The organism is Amycolatopsis balhimycina FH 1894 (assembly GCF_000384295.1).
Taxonomy (GTDB): Bacteria; Actinomycetota; Actinomycetes; order Mycobacteriales; family Pseudonocardiaceae; genus Amycolatopsis; species Amycolatopsis balhimycina.
Genome location: NZ_KB913037.1, coordinates 4,596,209 through 4,610,721, shown reverse-complemented (window position 1 = coordinate 4,610,721; position 14,513 = coordinate 4,596,209). Strand labels below are relative to the sequence as shown.

Genomic DNA, 14,513 nt, shown 5'->3' with positions numbered 1-14,513 from the left:
TCACGGCTTTGGTGGTTCAGTGGCCGCCGTTGGCCGCTTCCTTGGCCAGGCGGTCGGTCTCGCGCTCGTACGACCGGGCGATCTCCGCCTCGGCCTCGGTGCGGCCGACCCAGGAGGAGCCTTCGACGCTCTTGCCGGGCTCGAGGTCCTTGTAGACCTCGAAGAAGTGCTGGATCTCCAGCCGGTGGAACTCGTTCATGTGGTGGATGTCGCGCAGGTGCTCGAGGCGCGGGTCGTTCGCCGGAACGGCGATGACCTTGTCGTCCGGGCCCTTCTCGTCGGTCATCCGGAACATGCCGATCGCGCGGCAGCGGATCAGGCAGCCCGGGAAGGTGGGCTCCTGCACGAGCACCATCACGTCCAGCGGGTCGCCGTCCTGGCCGAGGGTGTCGTCGATGAAGCCGTAGTCGGCCGGGTACTGGGTGGCCGTGAACAGGGTCCGGTCCAGCTTGATGCGGCCGGTCTTGTGGTCGACCTCGTACTTGTTGCGTTCCCCTTTGGGGATTTCGATCGTGACGTCGAAGTCCACGGCGTCCTCGCTGCTTCTTTATAGATCCGGGCGTGCCCGCACGTCGCGGGCGGCAACCTTAGCGACTGTCTTGACGTCTCCTAGTGTGGACTACGCCCTGCCGGGGGGCCGCATCGATGTCGGCCACGCGGCATGTGAGCTTGGCCCCTCCCGGGGCAGGTGAGAAGGAGTGGTGGGTGCCGGAAAACGACCAGCCGATGTGGCCTTCGTCGGACGAAGACCGCTCGTCGTCGGGCGCGCGGAAGACCACTCCGATGTCCCTGCCCGACTCGCCGGAGAGCACCGGGAAGACCCCGGGCGTGCCCAAGGTCACAGGCAGTGAGGCCCCGAAGGGTTCGTGGTTCGCGCCGAACGTCCCGCCCGAGCCGGTCCCGGGGCTCAACGTGCCCGCCGAGGAGCCCGCACCTCCGCCGACCCCGGCCAAGCAGGACCTGGCCGACCGGCTCGGTAGCCGCGCGCCGAAGCAGCCCCCGGCGGCGGAGGAACCTCCGGCGGCGGAGGAACCTTCGGCCGCGGAGGAACCTCCGGCGGTGAAGGAGACTCCCGCGGCGGAAGAACCTGCGGCGGCGAAGGAGCCCCCAGCAGCGGAGGAACCTCCCGCGGCGAAGGAGACTCCGGCGGCGGAGCCCGCCGAAGAAGGCACCCAGTACATCCAGGTCGAGCAGCCCGAGCAGAAGCCGGCCGCACCGGCGTCGGCCACGGAGAGCACCCAGTACATCGAGGTGAAGCAGGCGCCGCTGGTGCCGGTCGAGCGCGACGTCTGGCCCGGCGAGCAGCAGGACCGCCGCGAGGAGCCGCAGCAGCAGTGGCGCGAAGAGCTGAAGTTGTGGCGTGACGAGCAACAGCGCCGCGAAGAGCAGTTGAGCCGCGGAGAAACCCCGCCTCGCGAAGAGGCTCAGAGCGCCGACACACCGCAGCGGACGGAAGAGCTCCGGCAGCAACGTCCCGACGCGCCCTGGGCCCAGCGCCTCGAGCTGCCGGACGACCGCACCGCCGAACCGGGCGACCGCCGTTCCGCGCTGCCGCCGGAGCCGCCGCGCGGGGTGGTGCCCTCGGCGTCCGCCGGGTCGCTGGCCCGGCCGCAGCGGATCGAGCCGGACGGGCAGCGGTTCGACGCCGAGGCGACCATCGGGATCGAGCGGCCCACGCAGTTCCCCGGCGCCTTCCAGCAGCAGCCCCAGCCCCGGGCCGAGCAGCCCCGCGGCGAGCAGCCGCGGACCGAGCCACCCGCCGAGCCACCGGCCCCGCCCGCGGCCGAGACGCCGTCCGCCGGGCCGCCCAAGAAGCGGCGCAAGGGCAAGGTGATCGCGCTCGTCGTGATCGTCCTGCTGGTACTGGCCGGAGCGGGCGTCGCCGCGGCGACGCCGAAGGTGGCGAACCGGCTGGGCCTGCCGTGGGCGCCGAACGCGCCCAAGGGCGACCTGCCCGAGCCGGTCGCGGCCACGCGGCAGCTGCGGGGACCGGCGACCGCCGGGCCGGCACCGACCGCGAACGGCGTCAAGTCCGCGCTGGCGTCGGCGGCCGGGAACAGCGCGCTCGGGCAGCTCACCGGCAGCGTGATCGACCCGGCGACCGGGACCGTGCTCTGGGACCACAACGCGGCGTCGCCGGTGACGCCCGCATCGACGACGAAGGTGCTCACGGGTGCGGCCGCGCTGCTCTCGATGGACCCGAACACGCGGTTTTCGACGAAGATCGTGCAGGGCGCCGACCCGGGCACGGTGATCCTCGTCGGCGGCGGCGACCCCACCCTCACCGCGCTGCCGATCGGCACCGATTCGCCGCTGTACCCGGGCGCCGCGCACGTCGACGACCTCGTCGCGCAGGTGAAGAAGGCCCACCCGGGCGTCAAGAAGGTGCAGGTCGACCTGAGCCTGTTCAAGGGCGCGACGACCGCGCCGGGCTGGGAGCCGGGCGACGCGCCGTCCACGTTCGCCACGCAGATCTCGTCGGTGATGGCCGACGCCGGCCGCACGGACGCGCGGAACAACGGGTCCCAGCGCATCGCCAACGCGGGCAGCGCGCTCGCGGGGACGATCGCGTCGAAGCTCAGCGCCTCGGCCGGCGGTCAGGCGACCGCCCCGAAGGACGCCAAGGTGCTGGCCGAGGTCAAGTCGGCCCCGCTCACCGAGCTCGTCGCCGACATGATGGTGCTGTCCGACGACGTCCTCGCCGAGGCGCTGACGCGGCAGGTCGCGCTGGCCAACGGGCAGGAGGCGAGCTTCGCCGGCGGCGCCGCGGCGACCCTCAAGGTGCTGAAGGACCACAGCTTCGACGTCTCCGGCGTCAAGCTCTCCGACGGCAGCGGCATCTCGACGGAGAACAAGATCCCGGCACGCGCGCTGGTCCAGGTCCTGGCGGCCGCGGCGGCGCCGGAGGGCAAGAACCCGGGCACGGCGAAGCTGCGCCCGCTGCTGGCGGGCCTCCCGGTGGCCGGCGGCTCGGGCACGCTCGCCGACAAGCGGTTCGACACGCCGGCGTCGCAGGCCGGCCGCGGCTGGGTACGCGCCAAGACGGGCACGCTCACCGCGGTGACCACCCTCGCCGGGCTGGTCCTCGACCAGGACGGCCGGGTGCTGGTGTTCGCGTTCATGTCCGGCGGCGCCGACCAGGACCCGGCTCGCGACGCCATCGACGCCCTCGCGACCAGCCTGCGCAAGTGCGGTTGTGCGTAGCGGAGGACGCCGAACCGTACGAAGATCGTGGCCGGAAACCCGTCGGGGCCGGGTAGCGTCGGAAGGGTGAGTCAGGAAACGCAGACCCGGCCCATGGTCGACTGGGCGATCGCCGCGCAGACCGGCGCGTTGCTGGTGCGCGGTGGCCCGCAGGTCCCGCGCGAAGAGGCCGAAGCGGCCGTCACCGACCTGCGCGAGCTGACCGTCGAGGCCGAGGGGCACGTGCGGCAGCTGACGAACCTGGGACTCGACCTGCCGCTGCTGCCCGGCGAGGTCGTCGACCGGCCCGGCTGGGTGCGTTCCGCAGCGGCCGGGCTGGACGCGCTGACCGGGCGGGCGCTGCCGCAGCAGGGCGGGCCGCTGGGTCCGATCCTGGCCGGCGGTGCCGGGGTGCAGACCGGGCTGGTGCTGGCCTTCCTCGCCAGCCGCGTACTGGGCCAGTACGACCCCTTCGGCGGGCCCGACAAGGAAGGCCGCCTGCTGCTGGTCGCGCCCAACGTCGTCGCCGCGGAACAGGCGATGAACGTGCCCGGCCACGACTTCCGGCTCTGGGTCTGCCTGCACGAGTGCACCCACCGGCTGCAGTTCACCGCGGTCAGGTGGCTGCGCGACTACTTCGCCGACGAGGTCGAGCGGCTCGTCTCGGGTCTCGCGGGTGGCGGCACCGACAGCCTTTCCGACCTGGTCGGCCGGCTGCCAGAAGCGATCAAGCAGGGGCCGAAGCTGAACCTCGCCGAGCTGCTCCAGTCGCCGAAGGAGCGCGCGGTGTTCGACCGGCTGCTGGCGCTTTCGACGCTGCTGGAAGGGCACGCCGACTACGTGATGGACGCCGTCGGCCCGCAGGTCGTGCCGAGCGTCGACACGATCCGCGAGCGGTTCACGACCCGGCGCAAGGGCGGCGGCGTCTTCGACCGGCTGCTGCGCGCGCTGCTCGGCGTCGACGCGAAGATCCGTCAGTACGAAGAAGGCGCAAAGTTCACGAAGCACGTCGTGGACGCCGTTGGCATGGACGGCTTCAACGCCGTCTGGCGGTCGCCGAACACCCTGCCGTCGCGCGCCGAGATCTCCGATCCGGCGGCGTGGGTCCGGCGCCTGCACGGATGACCGGGCCGGCGGTCGCGGCCGTCCGCCGGGCCGTCCGCGCCTTCTTGGAGTCCGTCGACGCGCCGCCGGAGCTGTGCGTCGCGGTCTCCGGCGGCGCCGACTCCCTCGCACTGGCCGAGGCCACCGCGTACGTCGGCCACCACCGCGGGCACGTCGTCCGCGCGCTGGTCGTCGACCACGGGCTGCAGGACGGCTCGGCGAAGATCGCGCGTGACGCCGCCGCCGCGGCGAAGGCCTTGGGCGCCGACGAAACCGAGGTGCGCCGGGCCGACGTGACCGGCCCCGGCGGGCCGGAAGCCGCCGCGCGCAAGGCCCGGTACCGGGCACTGGCCGGCCACGACCTCGTCCTGCTCGGGCACACCCTCGACGACCAGGCCGAAACCGTCCTGCTCGGGCTCGGCCGCGGCTCCGGCCCGCGCAGCGTCGCCGGCATGCGGCCGCACGACCCGCCGTGGGGCCGTCCGCTGCTCGCCGTCCCGCGCGCCGCCACCCGGGCGGCCTGCGCCGAGCTCGGTGTCGAGCCGTGGGACGACCCGCACAACGCCGAGCCGCGCTTCACCCGCGTCCGGCTGCGCGCCGAAGTCCTGCCGCTCCTGGAAGACGTCCTCAACGGCGGGGTGGCCGCCGCTCTCGCCCGTACGGCCGCGCAGCTGCGGGAGGACAACGAGGCGTTGGACACACTGGCGGAGGAGATCTTCACCCGCGCGGGCGGCCCCGATGGGCTGGATGTGGGCGTCCTGACGGCGGAGCCCGCGGCGGTCCGGCGGCGGGTTCTCCGCAGGTGGCTGCTGGCGTCGGACGTGCGCGAACTCACGGACGCCCACCTCCGCGCGGTCGACGCGCTCGTCTCCCGGTGGCGCGGTCAGGGCGGCGTCTGGTTGCCGGGCAACTTGGAAGCGCGCCGGGCGCATGGCAGGCTCTGCGTCATCTCCCAACCCACCACCCGAGGGGAATGACCCGTGTACGAGGGCGAAATCGCCTCCGTGCTCGTCACCGAGCAGCAGATCAAGGACAAGATCGCGGAGCTGTCGGAGCAGATCGCCGCCGACTATCCGGCCGACGGGCAGGGCGAACTCCTGCTGGTGGGCGTCCTGAAGGGTGCGGTCATGTTCATGACCGACTTCGCCCGTTCGCTGCCGCTGCCGACGCAGCTGGAATTCATGGCCGTGTCCTCCTACGGGTCGGCGACGTCGTCGTCCGGCGTCGTCCGGATCCTCAAGGACCTCGACCGCGACATCGCGGGCCGGGACGTCCTGATCGTCGAGGACATCGTCGACTCCGGCCTGACGCTGTCGTGGCTGCTGAAGAACCTCGCGAGCCGCAACCCCGCGTCGCTCGAGGTCGTTTCGCTGCTGCGCAAGCCGGAAGCGGTGAAGGTGGACGTGCCGGTGAAGTACATCGGCTTCGACATCCCCAACGAGTTCGTCGTCGGTTACGGCCTCGACTACGCCGAGCGCTACCGGGACCTGCCGTACATCGGGACGCTGGACCCGAAGGTGTACACGGCGTAGTTCACCGCGAGCTTTTCGGGGGCTCCGGGTGGCGGAGCCCCCGGCCTGGGGCGGAGCCCCGGTTGTCACCGACCGTTCACCGCAACCACCGGATTTGCGGAACCCCGGGCTCGCTGTTTGCGTCATAGGCTCTGATCACGTGCGTTAACCTATGCGAAGACCAATCGTGCCCGCGGTGAACCGGGTCGGGGGAACGGGAGAGAGTGCAGATGGGGAACAGCAGCGCTGCCGACGCGAACGCCTTCAAGGCCGCGGCCGCGGCGGGTCAGGTCGGGATCGACCCCGACGCCGCGCAGACCGTGCTGAACAAGATCCGCACCGGCAAGGACGCGGTCGAAGCCTTGCTCGCCGGCGCGGGCACGCTCGCCCAGCCGCCGAAGCTCGGCGACAACCCGGTCGGCCAGGCGATGGCCGCGAAGTTCGTCCAGCGCGCGGACGGCGGCGGCGACTCCTACGCCGCCGCGCTGCAGAACCTGCTCGACCAGTACTCCGCCGCCGAGGAGGGCATCGTCACGGCGATGTCCCGGTATCACGAGATCGACCAGGCCGCCGCCGACCCGTTCCGCAACGCCTGAGTCCAGAGGGGAACTCGTCATGGCTCCGAACCACACCGATCAGCCGTCGGGCGGCAACCCGGGCTCGGTCGTCCAGCTCGGCGACAACTCGGCGTCGCAGAACATCGTCGCCGACGCCCGCGGCCGTTCCGACGGCTTCGACATGGGCAGCGACCGCGCGATCGCCAACCCGCCGAACTGGAACGCGCAGGCGAGCCAGGAGCTGTACAACGGCGCGGTCAACAACAACGACCCCGGCACGGCCGAGACGACCGGGCACGCCTGGGCGCACCACGGCAACGAGCTGAAGCAGGCGTCCGACCACCTGTACAACGCGATCGCCGAGCTGGGCAACGCGTGGGTCGGCAAGGGTGCCGCGGGCGCGCAGGGCTCGCTGGTGGCCATCGCCAACTCCGGTTCGCAGGCGTCCGAGGCCGCGCAGACGATGTCCGACCGGCTCGCCCGGCAGGCCGCGGCGGCCGCCGAGGTCAAGAAGATGCCGGCCCCGAAGGACTACGACCCGAAGCAGGCCATGGCCGCGGCGCTGGCCGGCGGCCCGGCGGCGCTGATCGCCGACCAGAAGGTGCAGGCGGACGCGGCCAACGACGTCAAGGCACAGCAGGTCGCCTTCTTCAACGCCTACACCAAGGCGATGAGCGAGGTCGACAGCTCGACCCCGAGCTTCGGCCCGGAGTCGCTCGGCATGAAGCCGACCGCTTCGCACAACTCCGTTTCGTTCACCGGGATCGACTCCGTCGGCAGCGCGGGCCAGGTGCAGAGCCTGCCCGGCGGCGCGGGTGGCGCGGTCTTCGCTTCCGGCGGCACGGGCTTCGGCGGCCAGGGCGGCGCGTTCGGCGCGCAGCACACCGCGGTCGGCCCGAACGCGACCCACGGTGCCGGGGGCTTCGGTCACGAGGCCGCTGCCGCGCTCGGTGGCGACGCGCTGGGCGGCACGGCCGCGGGCACCGGCACTGGCACTGGCACCGGCGTCGGAACCGGCGCGGGCCAGGTCGCTCCGGGCGGTGCGCAGCACGGTGGCAGCAACCCGCTCGGCAAGGTCGGCATGGGCCTCGGCATCGGCGGCCTCGCCGGTGGTCTCGGCGCGCTGGCGTCGCGGGCGCTGGGCTCCGGCAGCAAGTCCGGCGCGAAGGCGAAGAACGACACGACCCTCGCGTCGGCCGATGGCCAGGGGCAGAGCGCCGCGTCGGCTCAGGCGCCGCAGCAGGGCGTCGTCTCGCCGGCGGGCACCATCGGCGGGCAGACCCCGCCGCCGATGAACCCGGGCATGGGCGGCATGGCCCCGCACGGTGCCCACGCGGAGCAGGACGAGGAGCACACGCACGCGTCCTTCCTCATCGAGGCGGACCCGGACGAGGCCTTCGGCGCGAACCAGGCGACCCCGCCGCCGGTCATCGGCGCGTGGTCCGAGGACGACGAAGACCGCTGATCCGCAGCCGGGCGCGCACCGCGCGCCCGGCTCGTCCTTCACTTGGGGGTGGCTCGATGCCGACCGCTGAGCTGCTCACCCCGGTCGAGGTGGACTTCCTGTGGGAGTCCGCCGGGCTGGGCGAGCTGCCGTACCCGCTGCGCGTCCGCTCACACGGCGAGACCGTCGACGAGCGGTCGATGCTGCGCCGTCGAGTCCTGGAAGGCCTTGCCGCGCGTGGGCTCGCCGACGGCCGCGGCCGGCCCGAACCGCACATCGAGGACTACTTCGGGGTGCTGGCGGCTCCCGAGCTGAGCTTGGACGCCGTCCAGCTGATCGCCCCGGACGCCGAACCGCTCCTCGCCGTCGCCGCCGTGCTGGGCGGCCAGGGGCTGCTGGCCGTGCAGGACACCCGCGGCCTGCACCTGCAGCCGTGCCCGGTCGACGGGCTCGCGAGCGCGATCGTCTCGCTGCTTCCGGGTGCTCCGCGCGGCAGTGAGAAGTCGGTCACAGTGCCGTTGGAGCAGCTGGTCGGCCCGCACGGCGTCGACTTCCTGCAGCGCCGCGGCAACGGCGACGAGCGTGCTTCGGCCGACGAGGACCGCAAGGCGCTGGCGAAGCTGAACGCCCAGCCGCGGCTGCGGGGTGGCCAGATCGGCGCCAACGCCCGCACCCGGATGGGCGGCCGGACGCGCACGCCGGTGCTGAGCTGGTTCGACACCGAGACCGGCCGCTACTTCACCCAGGCCAGCCGCGGCCGCGACGGCCGGGACTGGATCACCATCGCCCCCGCCGACGCTGCCACCCTGCGTCACCGCCTCGGCGAGATGCTCGCGGGAGCCGCGACGACCAGCACCGTGTGACTGGCCTCGGGTTTGCCATGAGGGGCGCCCTCATGGCTCTTATGTCCATGAGGGTGCCCCTCATGGACGCGGGGTTCTTCGGACGTGCCCTGCTCGCCACCGGAACGATCCCGTTTTGTCGGTGGTGCGGGCTACGCTGAGCAAGAGTCCGATCCGGGAGAGTAATGATGCAAGAGTTCTTCTCGCCGCTGGCGTTCGACTTCCTCTGGGAGTCGGCGCAGGTCGGGGAGCTGCCGTATCCGCTGGTCGTCCGGTCGCACGGCGCGACCGAGGACGAGCGCGTCTCGCTGCGCCACCGCGCCGACGTCGAGCTGAAGGCCCGTGGCATCCGGGAGCCGCGCGGCAGGCTCGCGCCGCCGATCGAGGACGCCCTGCACCTGCTGGCCTTCGCCCCGCTGACCATCGACGCCCTGCACATCCCGCAGTTCGAGGCCCCCACCGTGGGCGTGCTCGCGGCGGCCGACGACACCAAGGGCGTCCTCGCGATCCAGGACGCCGACGGCATCTGGCTGCGGGACGTCCCGCCGGACGCCCTGGTGTCCGCGGTCATCGGAGTGCTGCCCGCCGGGCCGCGCGGCAGCGAGGCATCGGTCACACTTCCGCTGGACGACGCGCTGCGCACCGCCCCGATCCGGGTGCCCGTGTCGCTGCCGTCGAACCAGGGTGAGGAAGAAGACAAACGCCGTGGCAAGGCGCGCCGGACGCCGTTGAGCGAACGCGTCACGGCCGATCCGCGCGAGGCCTACGGCCGGCTCGCCGGGCAGCCGCGGCAGCGGGGCGGTCAGCTGGCAGCGAACAGCCGTTCACCGGTCGGGGCCAAGCAACGATCCCGTGTGCTGGCCTGGTTCGACACCGCCACCGGGCGCTACCTGAGCGTCTCCCGCGCAGGTACGGACGGCCGCGAGTGGGTCACGGTCGCCCCCGCCGACCCGAAGACGCTGCGGACCCGGCTGGGCGAGATGGTGAGCAGTGTGTCGGACGGCACGCGATAGCGTTAACGACGCGGACACCCGCCGGGAACCCCGGGGCGGTATCGCCCGTTGACCAGCGAGAGGCTCACAGGGGATGAACGCGGCAGCGGACGGTACCCTGATGGGCAGGTGTCCAGGCACCATCGGTTGTCAAGATCGTGATGGCGGGTATCACAGGAGCCGCCCAACCAGGGAGGGTCGAGGCCACCAGGGCCGAGTCGTATGAACCGGAAGAGCGTGCTCAGGAACCCACTGCTGTGGATCGTCGCGGGGTTGCTGGCGTTGTTCGCGTACAACACGATCTTCGACAGTGATCGTGGGTACACCCAAGCACCCATCTCGGTGGCGAACTCCCAGATCACCTCGAACAACGTCAAGGAAGCCAGCCTCGAAGACAAGGAGCAGCAGCTCAAGCTGCTGCTGATCAAGCCTGTCGACGTCGACGGCCAGCAGGTCACCCAGATCATTTCGCAGTACCCGTCGGACGCCACCCGCCCGATCTACGACTCGTTGATCAAGGCGGAGACCGGCGGCCAGCCGATCAAGTTCACCACCAAGGTGACCCAGCAGGGCGTGCTGACGCAGATCCTCATCTTCGCCATCCCGCTCGCCCTCGTCCTGGGCCTGCTGATGTGGATGATGAACAACGCCCAGGGCGGCGGCAACCGCGTCCTCAACTTCGGCAAGTCCAAGGCCAAGCAGCTGAACAAGGACATGCCCAAGACGACCTTCGGGGACGTCGCGGGTGCCGACGAGGCCGTCGAAGAGCTGTACGAGATCAAGGACTTCCTGCAGAACCCGGCGCGATATCAGGCGCTCGGCGCGAAGATCCCGAAGGGCGTGCTGCTCTACGGGCCGCCGGGTACCGGCAAGACGCTGCTCGCGCGAGCCGTCGCCGGCGAGGCGGGCGTGCCGTTCTACACGATCTCCGGTTCGGACTTCGTCGAGATGTTCGTCGGTGTCGGTGCCTCGCGAGTGCGTGACCTGTTCGAACAGGCCAAGCAGAACGCGCCGTGCATCATCTTCGTCGACGAGATCGACGCGGTCGGCCGCCAGCGCGGCGCCGGCCTCGGCGGCGGGCACGACGAGCGCGAGCAGACGCTGAACCAGCTGCTCGTCGAGATGGACGGCTTCGACGCCCGCGGCGGCATCATCCTGATCGCGGCCACGAACCGGCCCGACATCCTCGACCCGGCGCTGCTGCGCCCCGGCCGGTTCGACCGGCAGATCCCGGTGTCGGCGCCCGACATGCGCGGCCGTCGCGCGATCCTCGAGGTGCACGCCAAGGGCAAGCCGATCGCGCAGGGCACCGACCTGGGCAGCCTGGCCAAGCGGACCGTCGGCATGTCCGGCGCCGACCTGGCCAACGTGCTGAACGAGGCCGCGCTGCTCACCGCCCGCAAGAACGGGCACGTGATCAGCGATGTCGAGCTCGAAGAGTCCGTCGACCGCGTTGTCGGTGGCCCCGCCCGCAAGAGCCGGATCATCTCCGAGAAGGAGAAGAAGATCACGGCGTACCACGAGGGTGGGCACGCGCTCGCCGCGTGGGCGATGCCGGACATCGAGCCGGTCTACAAGCTGACGATCCTGCCGCGCGGCCGGACGGGCGGGCACGCGCTGCTCGTCCCCGAGGACGACAAGGACCTGATGACCCGCTCCGAGATGATCGGGCGGCTGGTCTTCGCGATGGGTGGCCGCACGGCGGAGGAGCTCGTCTTCCACGAGCCCACCACCGGCGCGTCGTCGGACATCGAGCAGGCGACGAAGATCGCCCGCGCGATGGTCACCGAGTACGGCATGAGCGCCCGCCTCGGCGCGGTCAAGTACGGCCAGGAGCAGGGCGACCCGTTCCTCGGCCGGTCGGCCGGGCGGCAGGCGGACTACTCGCTGGAGGTCGCGCACGAGATCGACGAGGAGGTGCGCAAGCTCATCGAGACGGCGCACACCGAGGCGTGGCACGTGCTCAACACCTACCGCGACGTGCTCGACGAGCTGGTCATCGAGCTCCTGGAGAAGGAGACGCTGACCCGCAAGGACCTGGAGCGGATCTTCGCGACGGTCGAGAAGCGCCCGCACATCACCGTGTTCAACGAGTTCGGTGAGCGGACGCCGTCGGACAAGCCGCCGATCAAGACGCCGGGCGAGCTGGCGATGGAGCGCGGCGAGCCGTGGCCGCCGCCGGAGAAGGAGCCGAAGCCGGTCCTGAAGCCGGAGCCGACCCCGGTCGGCACGGCCCAGGGCGCGGGCGACCTGCCCGGCGGACCGCCGTACCCGTCGCCGGTCGACCCCAACGCGAACCCGTACGCCCCGCCGGGCGCCTACCCGAACGGCGGCCGTCCCTACGGCGGCCCGAACGGTGGCCCCAACGGCACGGCGCACTGGCCGCAGAACTACGGCGGCCAGCCGGGTGGCCCGGCGGGCCAGAGTGGCCCGCCGAACTACGGTGCCCCTCCGGGCTGGACCCCCGCGACCTCGCCGGGCGGTCAGCCGGGCCAGTCGTGGCGCCCCGGTGGTGACGAACGCCCTCGTGAGCATGGCTGGTTCGCCGACCAAGCCGGCAACCAGCAGAGCGAGGGGGAGCGTCGTGACGTGGATGGACCAGACAAGCCCCAGTAGCGCCGACCGCCCGGTCTTCGACCTGGACCGGGCGGAGAAGGCGATCCGCGAGCTCCTCCTGGCGTGCGGCGAAGACCCGGAGCGGGACGGTCTCAAGGACACTCCCGCCCGGGTCGCCCGCGCGTACAAGGAGATGTTCGCGGGCCTGTACACCGAGCCGGACTCGGTGCTGGACCGCACCTTCGACGAGGCCCACGAAGAACTCGTGCTGGTCACGGACATCCCGATGTACAGCGTGTGTGAACACCACCTGGTGCCCTTCCACGGCGTCGCGCACGTCGGGTACATCCCGAACGCCGCCGGGAAGGTCACCGGGCTGTCCAAGCTGGCCCGGCTCGTCGACCTCTACGCCAAGCGTCCCCAGGTTCAGGAGCGCCTGACCTCCCAGGTCGCCGATGCCATCGTGCGGAAGCTGGAGCCGCGCGGTGTCATCGTGGTGATCGAGGCCGAGCACCTCTGCATGGCCATGCGCGGCATCCGGAAGCCGGGCGCCCGCACCACCACCTCCGCCGTCCGCGGGCAGCTCAAGAACTCGCCGTCGTCGCGGGCGGAGGCGCTGGATCTCATCAAGGCACGCCGGTGAGCGTCGGGCTTCCCGCGCCCGGCCGGTGCGTTGTCATGGGCGTGCTGAACGTGACGCCCGATTCCTTTTCGGACGGTGGCCGGTACCTCGGGCTCGACCAGGCGCTGGAGCACGCCCGCGCGATGTGGGCGCGCGGGGCCGATCTGATCGACGTCGGTGGTGAGTCGACGCGGCCGGGGGCGTCCCGGGTGGACGCCGGCACGGAAATGCGGCGCATCCTGCCGGTGATCAAGACGCTCGCCGCCGAAGGGGTCGCGCTGTCGGTCGACACCACCCGCGCGGCCGTCGCCGCCGCGGCGCTCGAAGCCGGGGCGCACGTCGTCAACGACGTCTCGGGTGGACTCGCCGATCCGGACATGGCGCGGGTCGCCGCCGAGGCCGGGGTGCCGTGGGTGCTGATGCACTGGCGCGGGCACAGCAAGGACATGCAGGCGCTCGCGACGTACGGAGACGTGGTGGCCGACGTCCGAGCCGAGCTGCTGTCCAGGGTGGACGAAGCGATCGCGGCGGGCGTGGCCGAGAGCGCGATCGTGCTGGACCCCGGGCTCGGCTTCGCGAAGAACGCCGAGCACGACTGGGCTTTGCTGCGCGGGCTCGATTCGTTGCTCTCGCTGGGTTTCCCGGTGCTCGTCGGAGCTTCGCGCAAGAGGTTCCTCGGTCGCCTTCTGTCCGAAAAGGACGGTACGCCGCGGCCGCCGGACGGCCGGGAGGACGCCACGGCCGCGATCTCCGCGCTGGCCGCCGCCGCCGGTGCCTGGGGTGTGCGCGTGCACGAGGTCGGGGCGTCGCTGGACGCGGTCGCGGTGGCCGCCGCTTGGAGGGCGGATGGCTGACCGGATCACGCTGACCGGCCTGCGCGTGTTCGGCCGCCACGGTGTCTTCGAGCACGAGAAACGGGACGGCCAGGAGTTCGTCGTCGACGTCACGGTGTGGCTCGACCTCGGGCCGGCCGCCGCGTCGGACGACCTGACCAAGACCCTGCACTACGGCGAGCTGGCCGAGCTGGCGGCGGGGATCGTCGCGGGCGAGCCGTACGACCTCATCGAGAGCGTCGCGGGCAAGGTCGCCGACGAGGTCATGCGCGACGAGCGCCTGAGCGCGGTCGAGGTGACGGTGCACAAGCCGTCGGCGCCGATCCCGCTGACCTTCGACGACGTCGCGGTGACAGTGCGGCGGGACCGGTGAGCCGTGCGGTGCTTTCGCTGGGCTCGAACCTGGGCGACCGGCTCGGGTTCCTGAAGCTGGCCCTGGACGCCGTGCGGCCCGCGCTGGTCGCCGTGTCGAGCGTGTACGAGACCAAGGCCTGGGGCGTCGAGGACCAGCCGGACTTCCTCAACGCCGTGTGCGTCGTCGACGATCCGGCCCGGGACCACTGGGCGTGGCTGCGCACCGGCCAGGCCGCCGAGCGGGCTGCCGGGCGGGTCCGCGAGCTGCGCTGGGGCCCGCGCACCCTGGACGTCGACGTGGTCACCGTGGCCGGCGTGATGTCGGAAGACCCGGAGCTGCTGCTGCCGCACCCGGGGACGCCGGAGCGCGCCAGCGTGCTGGTGCCGTGGGCGGAGATCGAGCCGGACGCGGTGCTGCCGGGCCACGGCTCGATCGCCGCGCTGCTCGCCGCGCGGCCGGCGGACGAGATCGCCACCGTCCGCCGTACCGAGCTCACGCTGAGCTGACCAAGTCA

General features: G+C 72.0%; 14 protein-coding genes. 13 read left to right on the top strand and 1 reads right to left on the bottom strand.

Annotated features, from left to right (window positions below):
* Positions 1-16 precede the first annotated feature (16 nt).
* Positions 17-529 carry an inorganic diphosphatase gene (locus tag A3CE_RS0120380; protein ID WP_020641961.1) on the bottom strand — a complete coding sequence of 171 codons (513 nt, stop codon included), beginning with the start codon at positions 527-529 and terminating at the stop codon, positions 17-19.
* A 176-nt stretch (positions 530-705) separates the two neighbouring features.
* Here A3CE_RS0120380 and dacB point away from each other — a divergent pair, with 176 nt between their 5' ends.
* The 13 genes from dacB to folK all read left to right on the top strand — a co-directional run bounded on the left by dacB (position 706) and on the right by folK (position 14,505).
* On the top strand, positions 706-3,204 hold the full coding sequence (gene dacB / locus A3CE_RS0120375; protein ID WP_020641960.1) for a D-alanyl-D-alanine carboxypeptidase/D-alanyl-D-alanine endopeptidase: 2,499 nt from the start codon (positions 706-708) through the stop codon (positions 3,202-3,204).
* Between the two features lie 93 nt (positions 3,205-3,297).
* A complete protein-coding gene (locus A3CE_RS0120370; protein WP_020641959.1) occupies positions 3,298-4,308 on the top strand; it encodes a zinc-dependent metalloprotease in 1,011 nt (336 codons plus the stop codon).
* The gene (gene tilS / locus A3CE_RS0120365; protein ID WP_020641958.1) at positions 4,305-5,264 is read left to right on the top strand and encodes a tRNA lysidine(34) synthetase TilS; all 960 of its coding nucleotides are present in this window, start codon (positions 4,305-4,307) and stop codon (positions 5,262-5,264) included. The genes A3CE_RS0120370 and tilS overlap by 4 nt, the downstream gene beginning before the upstream one ends.
* Before the next feature lie 3 nt (positions 5,265-5,267).
* Positions 5,268-5,819, top strand: a complete 552-nt coding sequence (gene hpt / locus A3CE_RS0120360; protein ID WP_020641957.1) for a hypoxanthine phosphoribosyltransferase — start codon at positions 5,268-5,270, stop codon at positions 5,817-5,819.
* Between the two features lie 209 nt (positions 5,820-6,028).
* The gene (locus A3CE_RS0120355; protein ID WP_020641956.1) at positions 6,029-6,394 is read left to right on the top strand and encodes a hypothetical protein; all 366 of its coding nucleotides are present in this window, start codon (positions 6,029-6,031) and stop codon (positions 6,392-6,394) included.
* A gap of 19 nt (positions 6,395-6,413) precedes the next feature.
* Positions 6,414-7,820, top strand: a complete 1,407-nt coding sequence (locus A3CE_RS0120350; protein WP_020641955.1) for a hypothetical protein — start codon at positions 6,414-6,416, stop codon at positions 7,818-7,820.
* Between the two features lie 56 nt (positions 7,821-7,876).
* Positions 7,877-8,662 carry an ESX secretion-associated protein EspG gene (locus A3CE_RS0120345; protein WP_020641954.1) on the top strand — a complete coding sequence of 262 codons (786 nt, stop codon included), beginning with the start codon at positions 7,877-7,879 and terminating at the stop codon, positions 8,660-8,662.
* Between the two features lie 164 nt (positions 8,663-8,826).
* Positions 8,827-9,654, top strand: a complete 828-nt coding sequence (locus A3CE_RS0120335) for an ESX secretion-associated protein EspG (RefSeq protein ID WP_020641952.1) — start codon at positions 8,827-8,829, stop codon at positions 9,652-9,654.
* A 201-nt stretch (positions 9,655-9,855) separates the two neighbouring features.
* On the top strand, positions 9,856-12,249 hold the full coding sequence (gene ftsH, locus A3CE_RS0120330; protein ID WP_020641951.1) for an ATP-dependent zinc metalloprotease FtsH: 2,394 nt from the start codon (positions 9,856-9,858) through the stop codon (positions 12,247-12,249).
* The gene (folE, locus tag A3CE_RS0120325; RefSeq protein WP_020641950.1) at positions 12,227-12,832 is read left to right on the top strand and encodes a GTP cyclohydrolase I FolE; all 606 of its coding nucleotides are present in this window, start codon (positions 12,227-12,229) and stop codon (positions 12,830-12,832) included. The genes ftsH and folE overlap by 23 nt, the downstream gene beginning before the upstream one ends.
* A 35-nt stretch (positions 12,833-12,867) precedes the next feature.
* Positions 12,868-13,665, top strand: a complete 798-nt coding sequence (gene folP, locus A3CE_RS0120320; RefSeq protein ID WP_020641949.1) for a dihydropteroate synthase — start codon at positions 12,868-12,870, stop codon at positions 13,663-13,665.
* Entirely contained in the window at positions 13,658-14,017 is a 360-nt protein-coding gene (gene folB / locus A3CE_RS0120315; RefSeq protein ID WP_020641948.1) for a dihydroneopterin aldolase, read from the top strand. Before folP ends, folB begins: the two co-directional genes overlap by 8 nt.
* Positions 14,014-14,505, top strand: coding sequence for a 2-amino-4-hydroxy-6-hydroxymethyldihydropteridine diphosphokinase (gene folK / locus A3CE_RS0120310; RefSeq protein WP_020641947.1), 492 nt, complete (start codon positions 14,014-14,016; stop codon positions 14,503-14,505). Before folB ends, folK begins: the two co-directional genes overlap by 4 nt.
* The last annotated feature ends 8 nt before the right edge of the window (positions 14,506-14,513 follow it).